Genomic DNA, 16,721 nt, shown 5'->3' on the forward strand with positions numbered 1-16,721 from the left:
AGCTCCGCAAGATGTAACAGCCCGCCGGTATGGCGTGCTCTTGTGAGGTACTAGACCTCGGGTCGGTCCGACTCTGAAGCTAGACACTTCGTAGCCGCGAGAGCCAGCACCGCGTAGGATCTTGACGCCTTTCCTTACGAAACTGTCACCTTGTCGCCACACAGCGGCCATGCGCCAGACGGCGCGCTTGATTTCCCGTCCCGATAAGCGTCAGGAGTCTTCGATGCTGATGTTGACAATCGTGCTCGCGGCCTCGGCCGTTCAACAGCCTGAGACCGGCCTCGAGCCGGTGCTGCGGTGCCGATCCGTCGTGAATGAGGCCGAGCGGCTGGCCTGCTACGATCAGGCCGCGACGGCGCTGGAGGCGGCGCAGAGGCAAGGCGAGATCCGGGTCATCGATCGCGCCGGGCTGGAGGCCTCGCGCCGAAGCCTTTTCGGCTTTCCGGACATTCAGTTGGGCCAGCTGTTCGGTTCGGACACCGAGCCGCTCCAGGCGCTGGAGGCCGAACTGGACCGGGCGGTCAGGACATCAGACGGCAAATGGAACTTCATCCTGTCGGACGGCAGCCAGTGGCGTCAGTTGGACAGCGACCGAGTGTCCTTCTCGAATCGCAATGGCGAGCCCGTGCGGGTCCGTCGGGGAGCCCTCGGCAGCTACCTCATGACCATCGGCGGCAGCCGGGCCGTTCGTGTCCGCCGCTGGTGACGCGCCTCAGCGAACAATGGTTGTGCGCGCCGCGTATGGCGCGGGCTCCGGGGTGCAGGAGGCCACGACCAGCTGCCCGGCCATGAGCATCAAGACGGCGGTCGTCACTGTCATCAGGCGCCGCGAAAGGCCGAGCGACAGGTCCGCGGTGAGGACGAGGGCGGTGGAACGGCTCACTTCGGGACTCCGGCGATGGTTGCCGAAGGGTTGACGCAAGGCCGGGGCCGGGCTTCCTCAGCCCATGCCGGTCGCGATCCCCTATGTCCGCAGCTTCGAGTTCGCCTACGGGCCGCCCGCCCGCCTGTCGCCGCGTCTGGAGCGGGTGGTGTGCGAAAATCCCGGGCCGTTCACCTTCACCGGCACCAACACCTATCTGGTGGGTAGGGAGAGCGGCGCGGTCGCGGTCGTCGATCCCGGCCCTGACGACGATCGGCACCTGAACGCCCTGCTGGCGGCGATCGGCGGACGTCCGGTCAGCCACATCCTCCTGACCCACACCCACCGGGACCATGCGCCGCTGGCCGCGTCCCTCGCCGCCCGCGTCGGAGCGCCCATCCTCGCCGCCCCCGCGCCACCGGTCGAGACCCATGCGTCCGGCGGAGACGAGGGCGACGTCCAGGGCTTCCGGCCGGATCAGGTGCTGACGGACCACGACCGCGTCGTCGGGGACGGCTGGACGCTGGCGGTCGTGGCGACGCCGGGGCACGCCTCGAACCATCTCTGCTTCGCGCTGGAGGAGGAGAACGCCCTGATCTGCGGCGATCACGTGATGGGCTGGTCAACGACGGTCGTGGCGCCGCCCGACGGCGATATGGCCGATTACATGCGAAGCCTGGATCGGGCGATCGCGGGTGATTACGCGCGGCTTTATCCCGCGCATGGCGCGCCGATCGAAGATGTGGCGCCGTTCCTGGCGGCGTACCGCACGCACCGCCTGGAACGCGAGGCGCAGATCCTTGCGGCGCTGGAGGGCGGAGCCGAACGCATCCTGGATATCTTGGCGAGGCTGTACTCCGAGGTCGACCGGCGGCTTTGGCCCGCCGCGAGCCTCTCGGTGTTGGCGCATCTGATCAAGCTGGCGCGCGAAGGGCGCGTGACCGCCCTGCCCGCCCCGACGCTCGACGCGGCCTATTCGCTCGCCGTCAGGCCCTGAACGATCTTCCTCGCCAGCCGGCAGGCGGCCCCGCCGTCCCGCCACGCCTCCCGCGCGACGACCCGCACGTCGGTCTGTCCCGGCCGGATGCGCACCACGGCGTCATGGCCGAAGCCGAAGGCGCGGTCCTGCTTGACCCCGTCCGCCCGGCCGACGCCGAAGCCGAGAACCTCGAAGCCCGCCTGCCGCAGGGCCCAGGCCGCAGTTTCGGGCGCGACCTGTGTGGGCACGGACCCGCCGAGATCGCAGGCGGCGCCCGCCTGCGGCAGCGTCCCCGGATCGACGCCGCCCGCCGCCGCGCGGCGGTCCAGGATGGCGCGGGAGAAGCCGGGCCGGTCCGCCGGATTGGTGGTGACGTCCAGCGCACCCTGCTCCGCGAAGGCCTGTCGCGCCCAGCCGAAACCGCCGGCGGAGCCCGCCGCCAGGACAAGGGCGATAACCGCCGGAAGCCACGCCGCACGCGGCGCCCTCAGCGCGAAGAGGCCCGCGAACAGCGCCGCCGCCACCGCCGCCAGAGCCAGCCAGACGCCCCAAGGCAGGACCAGTTCCTGAAACGCCAGGCGGCGGTCGATCACCCCCGCCTGGGACCCAACCATCAGCAGGAAGGCCGCGACCGGTCCCAGGGCCGCGACGCCCGCGCACAGCCAGGCGCGTCCGGCGATGGCCTGCTCGCGCGCCTTGACCCCCGTCACCGGATCAGGCCGGCTGAGGCGCGTCGGCGGTGGGCAGGCGGTAGTCCTTCATCCGCTCGCGCAGCAGCTTCTTGTCGATCTTGCCGGTCGCGCCCAGCGGAATGTCGTCCACGAACACCACGTCGTCGGGCATCCACCACTTGGCGATCTTGCCCTGCAGGAAGTCCAGGTGCTCCTGCTTGTCCTGGCTCTCGCCCGGCTTCAGCTTGACGATCAGCACAGGGCGCTCGTCCCACTTGGGGTGCGCCGCCCCGATGACGGCGGCCAGTTCGACCTTCGGGTGGCCGACCGCGATGTTCTCGATCTCGATCGAGCTGATCCACTCGCCGCCGGACTTGATCACGTCCTTGGCGCGGTCGGTGATCTGCATGAAGCCGTGCTCGTCGATCGTGGCCACGTCGCCGGTGTCGAAGAAGCCTTCGTGATCGAGGATGTCGCCGCCCTCGCCCTTGAAGTAGGCCCCGGCGATCGTCGGCCCGCGCACCATCAGCCGGCCGTAGGTCGTCCCGTCGTGCGGCATCTCTTGGCCGGCGTAGTTCTTGAGCTTCAGCTCGACGCCCAACGGCGGCACGCCCTGCTTGACCCGCCACTTCATCTGCTCGTCGTAGGGCAGCTTGAGCAGCTCGGGCGTCAGGTTGGACAGGGTGCCGATCGGGCTGGTCTCGGTCATGCCCCAGCCCTGAACCACCTCGATGCCGAAGTGGTCGTTGAAGGCGCGGATCAGGCTTTCCGGCACCGCCGAGCCGCCGATCAGCACGCGCTTCAGGGTGGAGAACGTCAGCCCCTTCTCGCGGACGTGCGCCAGCAGGCCCTGCCACACGGTCGGCACGGCGGCGGAGAAGGTCACGCCCTCCGTCTCGAGCAGCTCATAGATGGACTCCCCGTCCATCTTGGCGCCCGGCATGACCAGCTTGGAGCCGGCCGCGGGTCCACCGAAGGCGATGCCCCAGGCGTTGGCGTGGAACATCGGCACCACCGGCAGGATCGTTTCCTTCGGCGTGGCGCCGAGGACGGTGGTCTGCAGGCCCAGCAGGGTGTGGATGAAGTTCGAGCGGTGCGAGTAGAGCACACCCTTCGGATTGCCGGTCGTGCCCGAGGTGTAGCAGAGGCCGCAGGCGGTCAGTTCGTCGAAGCCGCCCCACACGACGTCCTCGTCGACCTCGGACAGCAGCTGCTCGTAGCACTCGGCCTTCGGCAGCTTGGTCGCCGGCATGGTCAGCTCGTCGGTCATGACCACGACCCGCTCCACCGTCGGACAGTGGTGCAGGATCGCCTCCAGCAGCGGCACGAAGGTCAGGTCGACGAAGATGATCCGGTCTTCGGCGTGGTTGATGATGTAGATCAGCTGTTCCGGAAACAGGCGCGGGTTCAGGGTGTGGCAGACCGCCCCGATGCCCATGATGCCGTACCAGGCCTCGATGTGACGGCCGGTGTTCCAGGCCAGGGTGGCGACGCGGTCGCCGACCTTCACGTCCCAGCCCTTCAGCACCTTCGACACCCGCTTGGCGCGGCCGTGGATGTCGGCGTAGCTGGTCCGGACGATCGGCCCCTCGACGGACCGGGTCACCACCTCCCGATCCGGGTGCCAGTTCTTCGCGTGGTCCAGTATCCTGTCGACCGTCAGCGGCCAGTCCTGCATCAATCCCAGCATGGCGTTCCTCGAGGTTGGGCTCTGAAGGCCGTTTCGCCCAAGCTACCGAGGTGAACAGCGATAAGCAACGGAACGCGGCCCGGCGCCTTTGCCGCATCGGCGCGGGCGGCTAAGGGGGCCCATGCCCCGTCTCATCGCCATCACCGGCGGCTCCGGCTCCGGCAAGAGCACCCTCGCCGAGGCCCTGATCGCCGCCCTGCCGCCCGGCCGGGCCACCCTGGTGCGCGAGGACTGGTACTATCTCGACGCGGGCGGGCTCCCGGACTTCGACCCGACGGCGTTCGACTTCGACGACGTGGCGGCCCGCGACCACCGCCTGATGGCGGAGCATCTGGCCGTCCTGAAGGCGGGTCGGCCGGTCGAGGCGCCCGACTATGACTTCGTCACACACCGGCGAACCCTGCCGGGCAACGCCGTGCCGACCTCGGACGTGGTGGTTCTGGAGGGGACCCACTGCCTCGCCACGCCGGAGGTCGCCGCCCTGTTCGACCTGAAGGTGTTCGTCGACACCCCGGCCGACATCCGCTTCATCCGACGGCTCCTGCGCGACCAGAGCGAACGCGGCCGGACCGCCCAGTCGGTCATCGACCAGTATCTGAAGACCGTGCGGCCCGGGCACGAGCGCTTCACGGAACCGTCCCGCGCCGTGGCCGACTTCATCGTGGCGGACGCGACCGCGGCCGTGCGTCTGGCCGATCCCGACGCGGTGAAGCGGCTTCTGGCCCCTGTCCTGGCCCACCCGCTGTTCGCGCCGTTCCGCGGCGACGCTTGCGCGACGCCCGAAGGCGCCTGACATTTCCCTCCGGGAGCGGGGAATGCTGACCAAGACCGAAGACACCCGTCGTGAGGACATCCTCACGACCGCCCGGCGACACTTCCTGGCCAAGGGGTTCGCGAACACAGGTATGGAGCCGATCGCGCGCGAGGCGCAGGTCTCGACCGCGACCCTCTACGGCCTCTACCCGGGCAAGGACGAGCTGTTTCAGGCCGTGGTCGAGCACGCCTCGGAAGACTTCCTGCAGCGGATGGGGCGCGTCCAGATCCCACCGGGCTCGGCGCGGGAACAGCTGACGGCGTTCGCCTACACCTATGCGGCGTTCATGGCCGACCCCTACGTCCGCGCCGTGTTTCGGCTGGTCATGGCCGAGCGGCGCCGCTTCGAGCCTCTGTCGCGCCGGTTCTTCGAAAAAGGCCGCAAGGACTTCGGCTTCGCGCTGATGCAGGTGCTGGCTCAGCTGACGGCGTCGGGCGAGCTGAAGGTCGCCAAGCCCGCGTGGGCCGCCGGCCAGCTCATGGGCATGATCGAGCACCCGATCATCTTCGTCCCCCTCGTCACCGGCGACGAGGTGCGGCCCGAGCGCACGCTTGAGGTCATAGCGGAAGACGCCGTCGAGACCTTCCTCGCCCGGTACGCCGCCGGTCAGGGATAGAGCCGACGTCTGGCCCAACCGTCCCCGGCCCGATCGAACCGCAGCCGGTCATGCAGCCGGAACGGACGGTCGCGCCAGAACTCGATCCGCATCGGCTCCAGCCGCCAGCCGATCCAGTGGGGCGGACGCGGCGGCTCGGTCCCCTCGAAGCGCGCCGCCTCGCGCGCCACGGCGGCCTCCAGCGTCTCGCGGCTGTCGAGCGGGCGGGACTGGTCCGAGGCCCAGGCGCCGATGCGGCTCTCACGCGCGCGGCTGGCGAAGTAGGCGTCGGCCTCGGCGGCGGAGACCTCGTTCAGAGGACCTCGCACCCGCACCTGACGGCGCAGGGATTTCCAGTGAAACAACAGGGCCGCCCGCGGGCTTAGGCGGATCTGCTCACCCTTGGCGCTCTCGCGGTTCGAGTAGAAGGTGAAGCCCCGCGCATCGACGTCCTTCAGCAGGACCATGCGGCAGTCCGGCAGACCGTCCTCGTCCACGGTGGCCAGCGCCATGGCGTTGGAGTCGTTGATCTCGTGCGCCCTCGCCTCGGCCAGCCATTCCACGAACAGGCCGATGGGGTCCGCGCGTTCGAAGATGGCCTCGTCGCCGTTCCGGGCCAGGGCGGCGGCGTAGTCGCGCGCATACTCCTCACGCGTCGGGCTGGGCGGGATGACAGGGGCGCTCATGCGCCGTCCTTACCGCCGTCGCGTCCTGCGCGCGAGAGACTGGTGGTCGCGGTTAACCCGGCCTTGACCATGATCGGCGTTCGTAGGCGCCATGGACGGCTCGATGACCCTCAAGGATGCGCGCGCCCGGCTCGGGCTCGTCGACGCCGCCGGTCGCGACGCGATCGGTCCGGCCTTCCGCAAGGCGGCCAAGGCGGCGGTGCTGCTCGGCGACGACGCCGCCCTGCGCGCCGCGATCGTCGCTCGCGACCTTCTGCTCACCGACGCCCCGCCGCTGGTCCTGTCGGGACCGAAGGCGCCGGCGCCGAAGCCGCCCACGCTCGGGCTCACCCCCCGCCAGGCCCTGTCGGGCGGCGTGATCGAGACCCGTCTGCCGGACGGACGACGGGTCCGCATCCTGGCGCCCCCCGGCGTACGCACCGGGGACAGCATCCGCCTCCGGGGCGCCGGGCCGAGCGGAGAGGACCTGTATCTGCCCGCCGTGATCCGGTCCGGCGACGGCCTGACTGTGGTCGGCGACGACGTCTACATGAGCGCCCCCTGCCCGCCCCGCGTGCTGGAGGAAGGCGGACGCATCGAGATCGAGACCCACGCAGGCGTCCGCGACGCCTGGGTCGCGCGGGGCCTCAAGGAGCCGGTCCGGCTGTGCCTGCGCGGCCTGGGCCTGCCCGCGCGCGGATCACGGCCCGCCGGGCGCCTGTACGTGCGGCTGGAGCCCGAGGCCGGCGCGCCCAGCGCCGCGGAGGATCTGCTCGCTCGCTTCCATCGGGTCTGGACCTCCGAGCGCCTCGCGGCCTGAGCCTTGCTGGGCCGCATCAAGAAGCGTATCAGTGATGCAGTTTCTGATGCGAGCCGAGCCGATGCGCACCACCATCACCATCGACGACGAGCTGCTGGCGCGCGCGGCGCACTATAGCGGGCTGGACGAGCCGGCCGCGATCATTCGCTTCGCCCTGAAGGATTACATCGCCGGTGAGGCGGCTCGCCGCCTGGCGGCGCTGGGCGGAACCATGCCGGATTTCGAACCCGGCCCGCGCAAGCGCCACTGGAGCGTCGAGGAAGAGTGATCGCTATTCTGGCGGACACATCCGTTTGGGCGGACCACTTCAGATCGCCTAGTCCGCTGATGGCGCAAATGCTGGCGGACGAGCGCATCCACATGCATGCCTTCGTTCTTGGTGAACTTCGGATGGGCAATCTCCCTGAACGTCGGCAGACGCTGGAGTATCTCGGCGAACTACATTGGGCCGACCTGGCTCGGGATGAGGAGGTCACCCAGTTGATCGAGAGCAGGCGACTGTTCGGCCTCGGTCTGAGCTGGGTCGACGCGCATTTGCTGACGAGCGTGGTCCTGTCCGCCGGCCTGAAGCTATGGACCCGCGATCGCCGCCTGAACGAAGCGGCGCGTCGGTTCGATCGCGCCGCGACCCTGCATCACTGACATGTCGCACAACACCTTCGGCCACCTGTTTCGCGTGACGACCTGGGGCGAGAGCCATGGGCCGGCGATCGGCTGCGTCGTCGACGGGTGCCCGCCGGGCATCCCGCTGACCGAAGCGGACCTGCAGCCCTGGCTGGATCGCCGGAAGCCCGGCGGCAGCCGCTTCGTCACCCAGAGGAAGGAGAGCGACACGGCCCGCATCCTGTCCGGGGTGTTCGACGACGGCGACGGCCCGGTCACCACCGGCGCCCCCATCTCGATCCTGATCGAGAACGAGGACCAGCGCTCCAAGGACTATGGCGAGATCGCCCGCGCCTTTCGCCCCGGCCATGCGGACTACGCCTACCAAGCCAAGTACGGCGTCCGCGACTATCGCGGCGGCGGCCGGTCCTCGGCGCGGGAGACCGCCAGCCGCGTCGCCGCCGGCGCGGTGGCGCGCAAGGTGTTGGGCGAGGCCGTGCGCATCCGCGCCGGCGTGACCCAGCTGGGGCCGCACAGGCTGGACCAGGCGGCGATCGATTTCGACGTCGTCTACGATAACGCTCTGTTCGCCGCCTCGGCCGACTCCGTGCCCGCGTGGGAGGCCTATCTCGACGGCGTGCGCAAGGCCGGCTCTTCGGTCGGCGCGATCGTGGCGCTGGAGATCGACGGCGTCCCCGCCGGCTGGGGCGCCCCGCTCTATGGCAAGCTGGACGCCGAACTGGGCGCCGCCCTCATGTCCATCAACGCCGTGAAGGGCGTGGAGATCGGCGCGGGCTTCGAGGCCGCCGCCCTCACCGGCGAGGAGAACGCCGACGAGATGCGCATGGGCGACGACGGACGCCCGGTCTTCCTGTCGAACAAGGCGGGCGGCGTGCTGGGCGGCATATCCACCGGCCAGCCGATCACCGCGCGGGTCGCCTTCAAGCCGACCTCATCGATCCTGACGCCCCGCCGCAGCGTGGACCGCGACGGCAATGAGGTCGACCTGCGCACCAAGGGCCGCCACGACCCCTGCGTCGCCCTGCGCGGCGTTCCGGTGGTCGAGGCGACGGCCGCCTGCGTCCTCGCCGACGCCTTCCTGAGGCACCGGGCCCAGGTGGGTTAGCGGTTCAGCGCCGCCATGCCCGCCGGGGTGTAGCGATGCCCCTGCGCCGCGTCCCTGGGGAACACCGCCTCGATCCGCCGAAGGTCCTCGGGCGTCAGCTCCAGGTCGACCGCGGCGGCGTTCTCCTCCAGCGTTTTCACGCGGCGGGTGCCGGGGATCGGAACCAGGTCCTCGCCTTGCGCCAGCACCCAGGCGAGCGCCAGCTGCGCCGCCGTCACGCCCTTGTCGGCCGCGACGCCCTTCACCGCCTCGACCAGGTCCAGGTTCTTCTGGAAGTTCTCGCCCTGGAAGCGCGGGTTCGAACGGCGGAAGTCGTCCTCGGCCAGGTCGTCGATCGAGCGGATCTCGCCCGACAGGAAGCCGCGTCCGAGCGGGCTGTAGGGCACGAAGCCGACGCCGAGCTCGCGGCAGACGGCGAAATGCTCGTCCTCCGGATCGCGGCTCCAGAGCGAGTACTCGGTCTGCAGCGCGGTGATCGGATGCGTGGCATGAGCGCGGCGCAGCGTCTCGGGCGCGGCTTCCGACAGGCCGAGGAACCGGACCTTGCCCTCCTGAACCAGCCGCGCCATCGCGCCGACCGTCTCCTCGATCGGCGTGTCCGGATCGACCCGGTGCAGGTAGTAGAGATCGACGTGGTCGGTGTTCAGCCGCTTCAGGCTGCCCTCGATGGCGCGCCGTACGTTGGCCGGGCTGCCGTCCACCTTCAGGGCGGTGCGGTCCTCGTTCCAGTTGATCCCGAACTTGGTGGCCAGGAACACCTTGTCCCGGCGCCCGGCGAAGGCCCGGCCCAACAGCTCCTCGTTCAGGTGCGGTCCGTACATCTCGGCGGTGTCGAAGAAGGTGATCCCCAGCTCCAGCGCCCGGTCCAGCGTCTGACGGTTCTGCGCCTCGTCGGTCGCGCCATAGAAGGCGCTCATGCCCATGCAGCCCAGGCCGATGGCTGAGACCTCGGGACCGTTCGCCCCCAGTTTGCGGGTCTTCATCGCGCGTCTCCGTCCTCGTCCTCGCCGCCCTCTCGCGGCTCCAGCGAGGTGGGCTCGGGGACCTGGGCGTTCAAGGCGCGGACCGTCGGCGAGGCCTCGATGGCGACGCCCTCGATGGCCGGCGCCCTGAGGCTCAGATGGGCGAAGATCGTCCGCGCGCCCGCCAGGTCCTGTTCGGCCACGGGCCGGGGATGGCCGCCCTGGTCCCGCACCAGCGGCAGCAGCGTCAGGCTGACGCCGTTGACGACATTGCCGCCGACGACCGCCAGCCGGTCCGCGCCCACGGACACGACGATGTCGCAGTGGGTCGGCGCGTATTCGCCCAGCTCCCCCCGCCTGTCCGCCAGCGTCCGGTAACGCACCGAGCCACGCGCGTTGCACAGCATGTCGCCGGGGACGATCTCCGCCTCGCCCAGGTCGTGGGCCACATAGGCGGCCTCGGGCGCCTGTCCGTCCCGCGCACGGATCGCCTGGTCGATATAGACCCGGTGCGAGATGTCCCGCTGGAACACCTCCGGCCGATCCAGCCCCGCCTCGCACATGACCCAGCTGACGAAGGCGGCCGACCAGGGCTGGACCCAGTTGATCTCGCCCTCGCCGTCTCGCCACTGATCGTTCTGGCGAGAAATCACGCGCGGGCCGTCCGGCGTCGCGCTCCAGTAGCCGCCGATCGTCGCCGCGACCCGCCGGTCGCTCTCCCACCGTCCCACGCGCATCAGCGGTCGCGCCTGACGCGGGCGCGGAAGTTCCGGGTTGGCGGCGTCGCCCACCACGCCTTCCGGCAGAACCCGCGTCTGAACGGCGGTGGCGTCGATGGTCTGAAAGCCGAAGACCGCCCATTCCTGCACGGCGATGTCGACGATGCGCCGCCGGGCCCAGTCGACCCGACCCGGGCGGCAGCGAGCCTCGACCACCCGCATCCCACCAGGCGGCCCAGCGACCCGCGTCTCGGGCGGGATGACGTCGAACACGTCCGGCGACAGGCGCGCTGCGGTGGACTGGGCGGTCGAGGACGCCGCGCCGAGCACGCTCAGCGCCGCGACGAGCGCACCGGTCGTCACAGCGGCGCGCATTGCGCCTCCAGCCAGTCGCCGACCTCGTCGTCCAACAGGGGGCCGACCTTGGCCAGAACCTCCGCGTGATAGGCGTCGACATAGGCGCGCTCGTCGGCCGTCAACAGGTTGACGTCGATCAGACGCCGGTCCAGCGGGGCCAGCGTCAGCTGCTCGAACCCATGCATCGGCCGCTCGCCGCCGGGGATCGGCTCGGCCGGGGTGACGACCTGCAGCGTCTCGATGCGGATGCCCCAATGGCCTTCGCGATAGTAGCCGGGCTCGTTCGACAGGATCATGCCCGGCAGGAGCGCCTGGGTGTTCACCGCCTTGGCGATCCGCTGCGGCCCCTCGTGGACCCCCAGATAGCTGCCGACGCCGTGGCCGGTGCCGTGGTCGTAGTCGAAGCCCTGCATCCACAGCGGCAGGCGCGCGAGCGCGTCCAACTGATGCCCCGTCGTGCCGGGCGGGAAGCGCACCACCGCCATGGCGATATGACCCTTGAGCACCAGGGTGAACATGCGCCGCTGGTCCGCGCTCGGCTCGCCGACCGCCATCGTCCGGGTCACGTCGGTGGTGCCGTCCAGATACTGGCCGCCGCCGTCCACCAGCAGCAGCGAGCCCTTTTCGATCCGCCGGATCGTCCGCTCGACGGGCTTGTAGTGCGGCAGGGCGCCGTTCGGCCCGGCGCCGGCGATGGTGTCGAAGCTGAGGTCCTTGAGCGCCCCGGTCTCCTCGCGGAATCGCTCCAGCGCCTGGGCGATCTCGCGCTCGTCCGGCAGGGTCGTCTGCGCCACCGTATCGACCCAGTGCAGGAACCGGGCGAGCGCCGCGCCGTCGCGGATGTGGGCCTGGCGAGCCCCCTCGATCTCGACCGCGTTCTTGGTCGAGCGCGGCAGGGTGCAGGGATCGGTTCCGCGCACGACCGTGGCGCCCGCAGCCTGCAGCCGGTCGAAGTACCAGGCCGACGACACGCCCGGATCGATCAGCACCTTGCGGCCCGACAGGCCGTCCAGCGCGCCCTCCAGCGCCTCGGGCGCCTCCAGGGAGACGTCGTCGCCCAGCCAGCCCGGCAGTTCGTTCGTGACCTTCCGAGGGTCCAGGAACAGCCGCGCCGTGCCGTCCGCGTCCAGCAGCGCCTGCGCCAGCGGCAGAGGCGTGCGGATGACGTCGCCGCCCCGGATGTTGAACAGCCAGGCGATCGAGGACGGCGCGGTCAGCAGCGCGATATCTGCGCCTGCCTCGGCCGTCGCCTGTCCGATACGTGTACGCTTCGACGCCGCGCTCTCGCCCGCGTAGCGATCCTCATGCGGCACGACGGGCGCGGTGGGCTGCGCGGGCCGATCCGCCCAGGCCTGGTCCAGCGGGTTCACCTCGACCGGCTTCAGCGAGGCGCCGGCCTTCGCCGCCGACCGCTCCAACCGCGCCAGGGCGTCGGGGCTGTGCAGGCGCGGGTCATAGCCGATCACCGCCCCCTTCGGCGCGCGCTCCAGATAGGCGGGCACGCCGCCCTCGACGAGGTCGAGGATCTCGAACTGCGCCGGATCGACCTGGGCCCGGACCTGCACCGTGTAGCGGCCGTCGGCGAAGACGGCGGCCCGGTCCTGCATCACCACCGCGGCGCCGGCCGAGCCGCTGAAGCCCGTCAGCCAGGCCAGCCGCTCGTTGGCCTCGGGCAGATACTCGTTCTGGTGCTCGTCCTCATGCGGGACCACGAACCCGTCCAGACCCTGCTCGGCCATGCGGGCGCGCACCAGCGGCAGGTGCGTCTCGCCGAACGAGGGCGAGGTCGTCTCTTGAAAGGACTGGCGCATATTCACCCCACGCGTCTCATCACCAGACAGCTCCAGGCGTCGCGGTGAATGCGTCGCTCCAGCCGGAAGCCGCGCGACAGATAGGCGGCGCTGACGCGCCGTTCCTGGGTGCGCAGCAGGCCGGACAGGATCGCGACCCCGCCCAGCCGCAGCGCGCCCTTGATGTCCTGCGACAGGGCCACGAGCGGCGGCGCCAGGATGTTGGCGAACACCAGGTCATAGGGGCCGTGCCGCCGCACCTGCCGGTCATTCAAACCCGAGGCGTGGACGAAGTGGACGTCGGCCTGGTTCAGCTTGGCGTTCTCCCGCGCGATCCGAACCGACGGCGCGTCGATGTCGGTGCCGATCGCCACCGGGCTGCCGGTGCGCGCCGCCGCGATGGCCAGCACGCCGGTGCCGGCGCCGACGTCCAGCACCCGCTCGAACCGCTCGCGCTTCAACAGCTCGTCGAAGGCGGCCAGGCACCCGACGGTCGTGCCGTGGTGCCCGGTGCCGAAGGCGGCGCCCGCGTCGATCCTCAGGTTCACGGTGTTGACCGGCACCCGGCCCTGATCGTGCGCGCCATAGACGAAGAAACGTCCAGCCCGCACCGGCGGCAGACCCGACAGCGACATGGCCAGCCAGTCGGCGTCGGCCAGATCCTCGACCGTCACGACCAGTCCGTCGTGGCGCCTCAGCGTCGCCGCGACGCCGTCGGCTTCGTCCGAGGTCGTCGGAAAGGCGTCGATGCGCCAGACGCCGCGATCCTCGTCCTCCTCCAGGATGGAATAGGTCGCGCCCTCCAGCAGGGGGTCGGCGTCCAGGGCCGCGGCGGCGCTCTCGGCGACGGCGCGCGGGCCGCGTGCGATTATTTGAACGGCGGACTCGGACATTTCCTAAACGCCGTTATCATGCCGAATCGATGCAACAGCGAGCACGCTCCGCGCAGGGGATGGCGGACGCGCTCTGATCGACAAAGGGGTCGGGGAGTTCATGGCCAAATCACCTACTACGTCCAAGCCCGCCGCGTCCAAGGCGACCGCTGCGAAAACCACCGCCGCGAAGCCGGCGGCCAAGGCCGCCGCGCCGAAGGCGGCGGCCGCCAAGCCCAAGACGACGGCGGCCAAGCCGGCCGTGAAGCCCGCCGCCAAGCCCGCCGCGGCGAAGGCGCCGGTCGCCAAGGCCGCGCCCAAGGCGGCCGCCAAGCCTGCGGTCAAGGCCGCCGCCAAGCCCGCGGCCAAGCCGGCCGTGAAGGCGGCGCCCAAGAAGACGGCCGCCGCCCCCAAGACCGCCCCCGCCAAGAAGCCGGCCGCGCCGAAGCCCGCCCCTGCGCCCGCCGCCGCCCCGGCCGCCGCCGCGAGCCCGGCTACCGCGCCCGCCGCCGCCGCGCCGAAGCCCGCCGTCGCCAAGGCGGCCGAGAAGAAGGGCTTCTTCGCCAAGCTCGGCGACATGATCTTCGGTCAGCGCTGATCACCATCTCACACGCCTGAAACGACGACGCCGACCGGGAACCCCGGTCGGCGTTTTCGTTTCGCGAACTGATCCACGCGGCGTCAGGCGGGCGGCAGGTCCTCGCCCAGGATCGCCATCTGGAACATGAACGAGCCGTCCTCGTCCTCATCGACATAGACCACGCCGATGAACTCGTCGTCGACATAGACCTCGGCCGAGTCGGTCTGCTTCGGCCGCGCCTTCACCTGGATGCCCCCGCTGTTGAAGGTCCGCTTCAGGTGGCTCTCGATGCGCTTGATGTCGGTGTCTTTCACGAGGTCTCTCGGCTCCTGGACTGGCGCGGACCCTAGTCGCTCGGGCCCGCCGGATAAACCCTCGACGACCCGATCAGATCACGAAGTCGTAGACGACGTCCGCCAGCGTGTGGTCCATCGTGCGCGCGGGCGTCGCGTCGGTCGGGCAGTTGACCAGCCGGGCGGGCACGCCCGCCACCGTGCAGCCGGCCGGCACCGGCTTCAGCACCACAGAGCCCGAGGCCACCTTGGCGTAGTCGCCGATCTGGATGTTGCCCAGCACCTTGGCCCCGGCGCCCAGCAGCACGCCCCGGCCGATCTTCGGATGACGGTCGCCGCGCTCGGCGCCCGTGCCGCCCAGGGTCACCCCGTGCAGCATCGAAACCTCGTCGCCGACCACCGCCGTCTCGCCGATGACGATGCCCGTGCCGTGGTCCAGGAACACGCCCGCGCCCACCGACGCCGCCGGATGGATGTCGACCTGGAACAGCTCGGACATGCGGCTCTGGAAATGGAAGGCCAGCGTCTCGCGCCCCTGCCTCCACAGCCAGTGGGCCACCCGATGCGCCTGCAGCGCCTGGAAGCCCTTGAAGTAGAGGAACGGCTGGATCAGCGTCTTGATCGCCGGATCGCGCTCGGCCACGGCCTGAAGGTCGGCCTCGGCCGCGGCCACGATCGCCGGGTCCGCCGCGAAGGCCGCCTCGCACGTCTCGCGCACGCTCATCGCGGCCACCTCGGCGTCGCCCAGCTTCCTGGCGATCTGGAAGCTCAGCGCATGCGCCATGTCCCGGTGCGACAGGATGGTGGCGTGCAGCAGCGAGGCCAGCTGCGGCTCCTTGCGCGCCGCCTCCTCGGCGGCGGCGTAGAGCTCGGCCCAGACGCCGCGACGCCCGGGGATGACTTCCAGCTTGGCCATGACGGCTCCCTCGCGTGACGCGCCTATCCTACCCGGCTCAGCATCGTGTGGGAAAGCCAGGCGGGCAGCCGCCCCTCCCGCGCCATGTGGTGGGCCTTCAGCGCCGTCGCCACCGTCATGACGTCCCGCACGGCGCCCCGGTCGATCTCCTCGATCAGGGACAGGAACGGCACGCGTACGATCCGCAGGTCCTCGGTCGGGTCCGGCGCCGTCTCCGCTGTGCTCAGACCCCAAGCCAGCCAGCACACGGCCCGCTCGTCGGTGATAGAGTTCGACAGGTCCAGCCGCAGCACCTCGAGCCAGTGCGCGGCGACCAGCCCCGCCTCCTCCGCCAGCTCGCGCCGGATGCCCGCCAAGGGGTCCTCGCCCTCCGGCACGCCGCCCTCGGGCATCTCCCAGGAATAGCTCATGGTGGCGAAGCGATGCTGGCCCACCAGGGTCACGGTCCCGTCGTCGTGCAGTGGCAGCACCCCGGCCGCCAGGTTGCGGGGCCGCATGACGACATAGTCAGCGGGCGCCCCCGTCGGCGCCGTCGCCTGATGCCGGGTCAGGCGCATCCACGGGTTCTGGAACACCGCCTCGGCCCCGTCGTCCCGCCAGGCTCGGGGCGCCGGCAGGCCCTCGGCCCAGCGGGGAATGATCTCGTCGTCACGCGCGCTCATGAGGGCGGTATGGCGCATGGGGGTCCGGACGCCTAGCTAAGCCGCATGTCCGACGCCGCCCTGCCGCTTCCCGTCCCCTCGCCCGAACTTCAAACCCGCCTCGCCACCCGCCGCTCCGCCCCGGCCCAGGCGCTGGCCGCTCCCGGCCCGACGGACGCCGAGATCGACGCCATCCTGACGCTCGGCGCCCGCACGCCGGACCACGGCAAGCTGTTCCCCTGGCGCTTCGTGGTGCTGGGGCCCGAGAGCCGCGCCGAACTGGCCGCGAAGCTGGAGCCGCTGGCGGATGGCCAGCCGGATCCGAAGAAGGCCCGCGCGGTCCTGGCCAAGCTGACCGTTCCGCCCGCCACCATCCTGGTGATCTCCACACCCGTCGAAGGCCACAAGGTCCCGGTGTGGGAGCAGGAGCTGTCCGCCGGCGCCGTGTGCATGAACCTGGAGCACGCCGCCGGCGCCCACGGCTATGCGGCGAGCTGGATCACCGACTGGTACAGCTACGCCCCCGCCGCGCTCGCCCTGTTCGGCGTCGGCCAAGGCGAGCGCATCGCCGGCTTCATCCACATCGGCACGCTGGCCGAACCCCCGCTGGAACGCCCTAGGCCGGACCTGACGACGAAGGTGAGTCGACGCCGCTGACGCCACCGCCTTCGGCAAGGATATGAACGACGCCCGCCGCCGGGAGGAGATCGCCCGGATGCTGGCGGGCGCCGAGATCACCGACGCGGCGCGGGCGGCGGCGGCGGCG

The 16,721-nt window shown here is 70.7% G+C and carries 21 protein-coding genes; 10 read left to right on the plus strand and 11 right to left on the minus strand.

All coding sequences use genetic code 11. The annotated features are described in order from the left end of the window. The first annotated feature begins 223 nt into the window (after window positions 1-223). Window positions 224-706: a hypothetical protein gene (locus ACFFGE_RS00640; protein ID WP_376833277.1), complete on the plus strand. Its 483-nt coding sequence runs from the start codon at window positions 224-226 to the stop codon at window positions 704-706. A 6-nt stretch (window positions 707-712) separates the two neighbouring features. On the opposite strand, the gene ACFFGE_RS00645 is transcribed toward ACFFGE_RS00640, so the two are convergent. Beyond that, complete coding sequence (locus ACFFGE_RS00645; RefSeq protein WP_376833279.1) at window positions 713-883, minus strand: hypothetical protein; 171 nt, start codon at window positions 881-883, stop codon at window positions 713-715. A 64-nt stretch (window positions 884-947) separates the two neighbouring features. Between ACFFGE_RS00645 and ACFFGE_RS00650 the strand changes: the two genes are divergently transcribed. Continuing rightward, complete coding sequence (locus ACFFGE_RS00650) at window positions 948-1,859, plus strand: MBL fold metallo-hydrolase (RefSeq protein ID WP_376833281.1); 912 nt, start codon at window positions 948-950, stop codon at window positions 1,857-1,859. Here the strand turns inward: ACFFGE_RS00650 and ACFFGE_RS00655 are convergent. Together ACFFGE_RS00655 and ACFFGE_RS00660 are read right to left on the minus strand one after the other, a co-directional pair. Continuing rightward, window positions 1,835-2,551 (minus strand): DUF1499 domain-containing protein, encoded by a 717-nt coding sequence (locus ACFFGE_RS00655; protein WP_376833283.1) that lies wholly within the window; start codon window positions 2,549-2,551, stop codon window positions 1,835-1,837. The genes ACFFGE_RS00650 and ACFFGE_RS00655 overlap by 25 nt on opposite strands. 4 nt (window positions 2,552-2,555) lie before the next feature. After that, window positions 2,556-4,202 (minus strand): long-chain-fatty-acid--CoA ligase, encoded by a 1,647-nt coding sequence (locus ACFFGE_RS00660; RefSeq protein WP_376833285.1) that lies wholly within the window; start codon window positions 4,200-4,202, stop codon window positions 2,556-2,558. A gap of 121 nt (window positions 4,203-4,323) precedes the next feature. Between ACFFGE_RS00660 and udk the strand changes: the two genes are divergently transcribed. Beyond that, complete coding sequence (udk, locus tag ACFFGE_RS00665) at window positions 4,324-4,995, plus strand: uridine kinase (protein WP_376833286.1); 672 nt, start codon at window positions 4,324-4,326, stop codon at window positions 4,993-4,995. Window positions 4,996-5,017: 22 nt separating this feature from the next. Then, the gene (locus tag ACFFGE_RS00670) at window positions 5,018-5,632 is read left to right on the plus strand and encodes a TetR/AcrR family transcriptional regulator C-terminal domain-containing protein (RefSeq protein ID WP_376833287.1); all 615 of its coding nucleotides are present in this window, start codon (window positions 5,018-5,020) and stop codon (window positions 5,630-5,632) included. On the opposite strand, the gene pdxH is transcribed toward ACFFGE_RS00670, so the two are convergent. Further along, a complete protein-coding gene (gene pdxH / locus ACFFGE_RS00675; RefSeq protein WP_376833288.1) occupies window positions 5,623-6,297 on the minus strand; it encodes a pyridoxamine 5'-phosphate oxidase in 675 nt (224 codons plus the stop codon). The genes ACFFGE_RS00670 and pdxH overlap by 10 nt on opposite strands. 103 nt (window positions 6,298-6,400) lie before the next feature. Here pdxH and ACFFGE_RS00680 point away from each other — a divergent pair, with 103 nt between their 5' ends. From ACFFGE_RS00680 to aroC, 4 genes are read left to right on the plus strand one after another with little or no spacing between them, the layout of a single operon-like run. Further along, window positions 6,401-7,096 carry a DnaJ C-terminal domain-containing protein gene (locus ACFFGE_RS00680; protein WP_376833290.1) on the plus strand — a complete coding sequence of 232 codons (696 nt, stop codon included), beginning with the start codon at window positions 6,401-6,403 and terminating at the stop codon, window positions 7,094-7,096. A gap of 34 nt (window positions 7,097-7,130) precedes the next feature. Continuing rightward, window positions 7,131-7,364, plus strand: coding sequence for a type II toxin-antitoxin system VapB family antitoxin (locus ACFFGE_RS00685; RefSeq protein ID WP_376833292.1), 234 nt, complete (start codon window positions 7,131-7,133; stop codon window positions 7,362-7,364). Further along, entirely contained in the window at window positions 7,361-7,738 is a 378-nt protein-coding gene (locus ACFFGE_RS00690; protein WP_376833294.1) for a type II toxin-antitoxin system VapC family toxin, read from the plus strand. Before ACFFGE_RS00685 ends, ACFFGE_RS00690 begins: the two co-directional genes overlap by 4 nt. 1 nt (window position 7,739) lies before the next feature. Beyond that, window positions 7,740-8,825, plus strand: a complete 1,086-nt coding sequence (gene aroC, locus ACFFGE_RS00695; RefSeq protein ID WP_376833296.1) for a chorismate synthase — start codon at window positions 7,740-7,742, stop codon at window positions 8,823-8,825. Here the strand turns inward: aroC and ACFFGE_RS00700 are convergent. The 4 genes from ACFFGE_RS00700 to ACFFGE_RS00715 are packed head-to-tail and all read right to left on the minus strand — an operon-like array spanning window position 8,822 to window position 13,546. Next, window positions 8,822-9,808 carry an aldo/keto reductase gene (locus tag ACFFGE_RS00700; protein ID WP_376833298.1) on the minus strand — a complete coding sequence of 329 codons (987 nt, stop codon included), beginning with the start codon at window positions 9,806-9,808 and terminating at the stop codon, window positions 8,822-8,824. The genes aroC and ACFFGE_RS00700 overlap by 4 nt on opposite strands. Next, a complete protein-coding gene (locus tag ACFFGE_RS00705) occupies window positions 9,805-10,881 on the minus strand; it encodes a DUF2272 domain-containing protein (RefSeq protein ID WP_376833300.1) in 1,077 nt (358 codons plus the stop codon). Before ACFFGE_RS00705 ends, ACFFGE_RS00700 begins: the two co-directional genes overlap by 4 nt. Next, window positions 10,866-12,674 carry an aminopeptidase P family protein gene (locus ACFFGE_RS00710; RefSeq protein WP_376833303.1) on the minus strand — a complete coding sequence of 603 codons (1,809 nt, stop codon included), beginning with the start codon at window positions 12,672-12,674 and terminating at the stop codon, window positions 10,866-10,868. Before ACFFGE_RS00710 ends, ACFFGE_RS00705 begins: the two co-directional genes overlap by 16 nt. Window positions 12,675-12,676: 2 nt before the next feature. Further along, the gene (locus ACFFGE_RS00715) at window positions 12,677-13,546 is read right to left on the minus strand and encodes a 50S ribosomal protein L11 methyltransferase (protein ID WP_376833305.1); all 870 of its coding nucleotides are present in this window, start codon (window positions 13,544-13,546) and stop codon (window positions 12,677-12,679) included. Between the two features lie 100 nt (window positions 13,547-13,646). On the opposite strand from ACFFGE_RS00715, the gene ACFFGE_RS00720 reads away from it, so the two are divergent. Next, window positions 13,647-14,123, plus strand: a complete 477-nt coding sequence (locus ACFFGE_RS00720; protein WP_376833307.1) for a hypothetical protein — start codon at window positions 13,647-13,649, stop codon at window positions 14,121-14,123. Between the two features lie 83 nt (window positions 14,124-14,206). On the opposite strand, the gene ACFFGE_RS00725 is transcribed toward ACFFGE_RS00720, so the two are convergent. The 3 genes from ACFFGE_RS00725 to ACFFGE_RS00735 form a co-directional block, all read right to left on the minus strand. Then, the gene (locus tag ACFFGE_RS00725) at window positions 14,207-14,419 is read right to left on the minus strand and encodes a DUF3126 family protein (protein WP_376833309.1); all 213 of its coding nucleotides are present in this window, start codon (window positions 14,417-14,419) and stop codon (window positions 14,207-14,209) included. 73 nt (window positions 14,420-14,492) lie between these two features. Next, window positions 14,493-15,314: a serine O-acetyltransferase gene (cysE, locus tag ACFFGE_RS00730; RefSeq protein WP_376833311.1), complete on the minus strand. Its 822-nt coding sequence runs from the start codon at window positions 15,312-15,314 to the stop codon at window positions 14,493-14,495. A 23-nt stretch (window positions 15,315-15,337) separates the two neighbouring features. Then, complete coding sequence (locus ACFFGE_RS00735) at window positions 15,338-15,994, minus strand: NUDIX domain-containing protein (RefSeq protein WP_376833313.1); 657 nt, start codon at window positions 15,992-15,994, stop codon at window positions 15,338-15,340. 27 nt (window positions 15,995-16,021) lie between these two features. On the opposite strand from ACFFGE_RS00735, the gene ACFFGE_RS00740 reads away from it, so the two are divergent. Beyond that, on the plus strand, window positions 16,022-16,612 hold the full coding sequence (locus ACFFGE_RS00740; protein ID WP_376833315.1) for a nitroreductase family protein: 591 nt from the start codon (window positions 16,022-16,024) through the stop codon (window positions 16,610-16,612). The last annotated feature ends 109 nt before the right edge of the window (window positions 16,613-16,721 follow it).

The sequence above is a fragment of the Brevundimonas balnearis genome (assembly GCF_042434805.1).
Classification (GTDB): domain Bacteria; phylum Pseudomonadota; class Alphaproteobacteria; order Caulobacterales; family Caulobacteraceae; genus Brevundimonas; species Brevundimonas balnearis.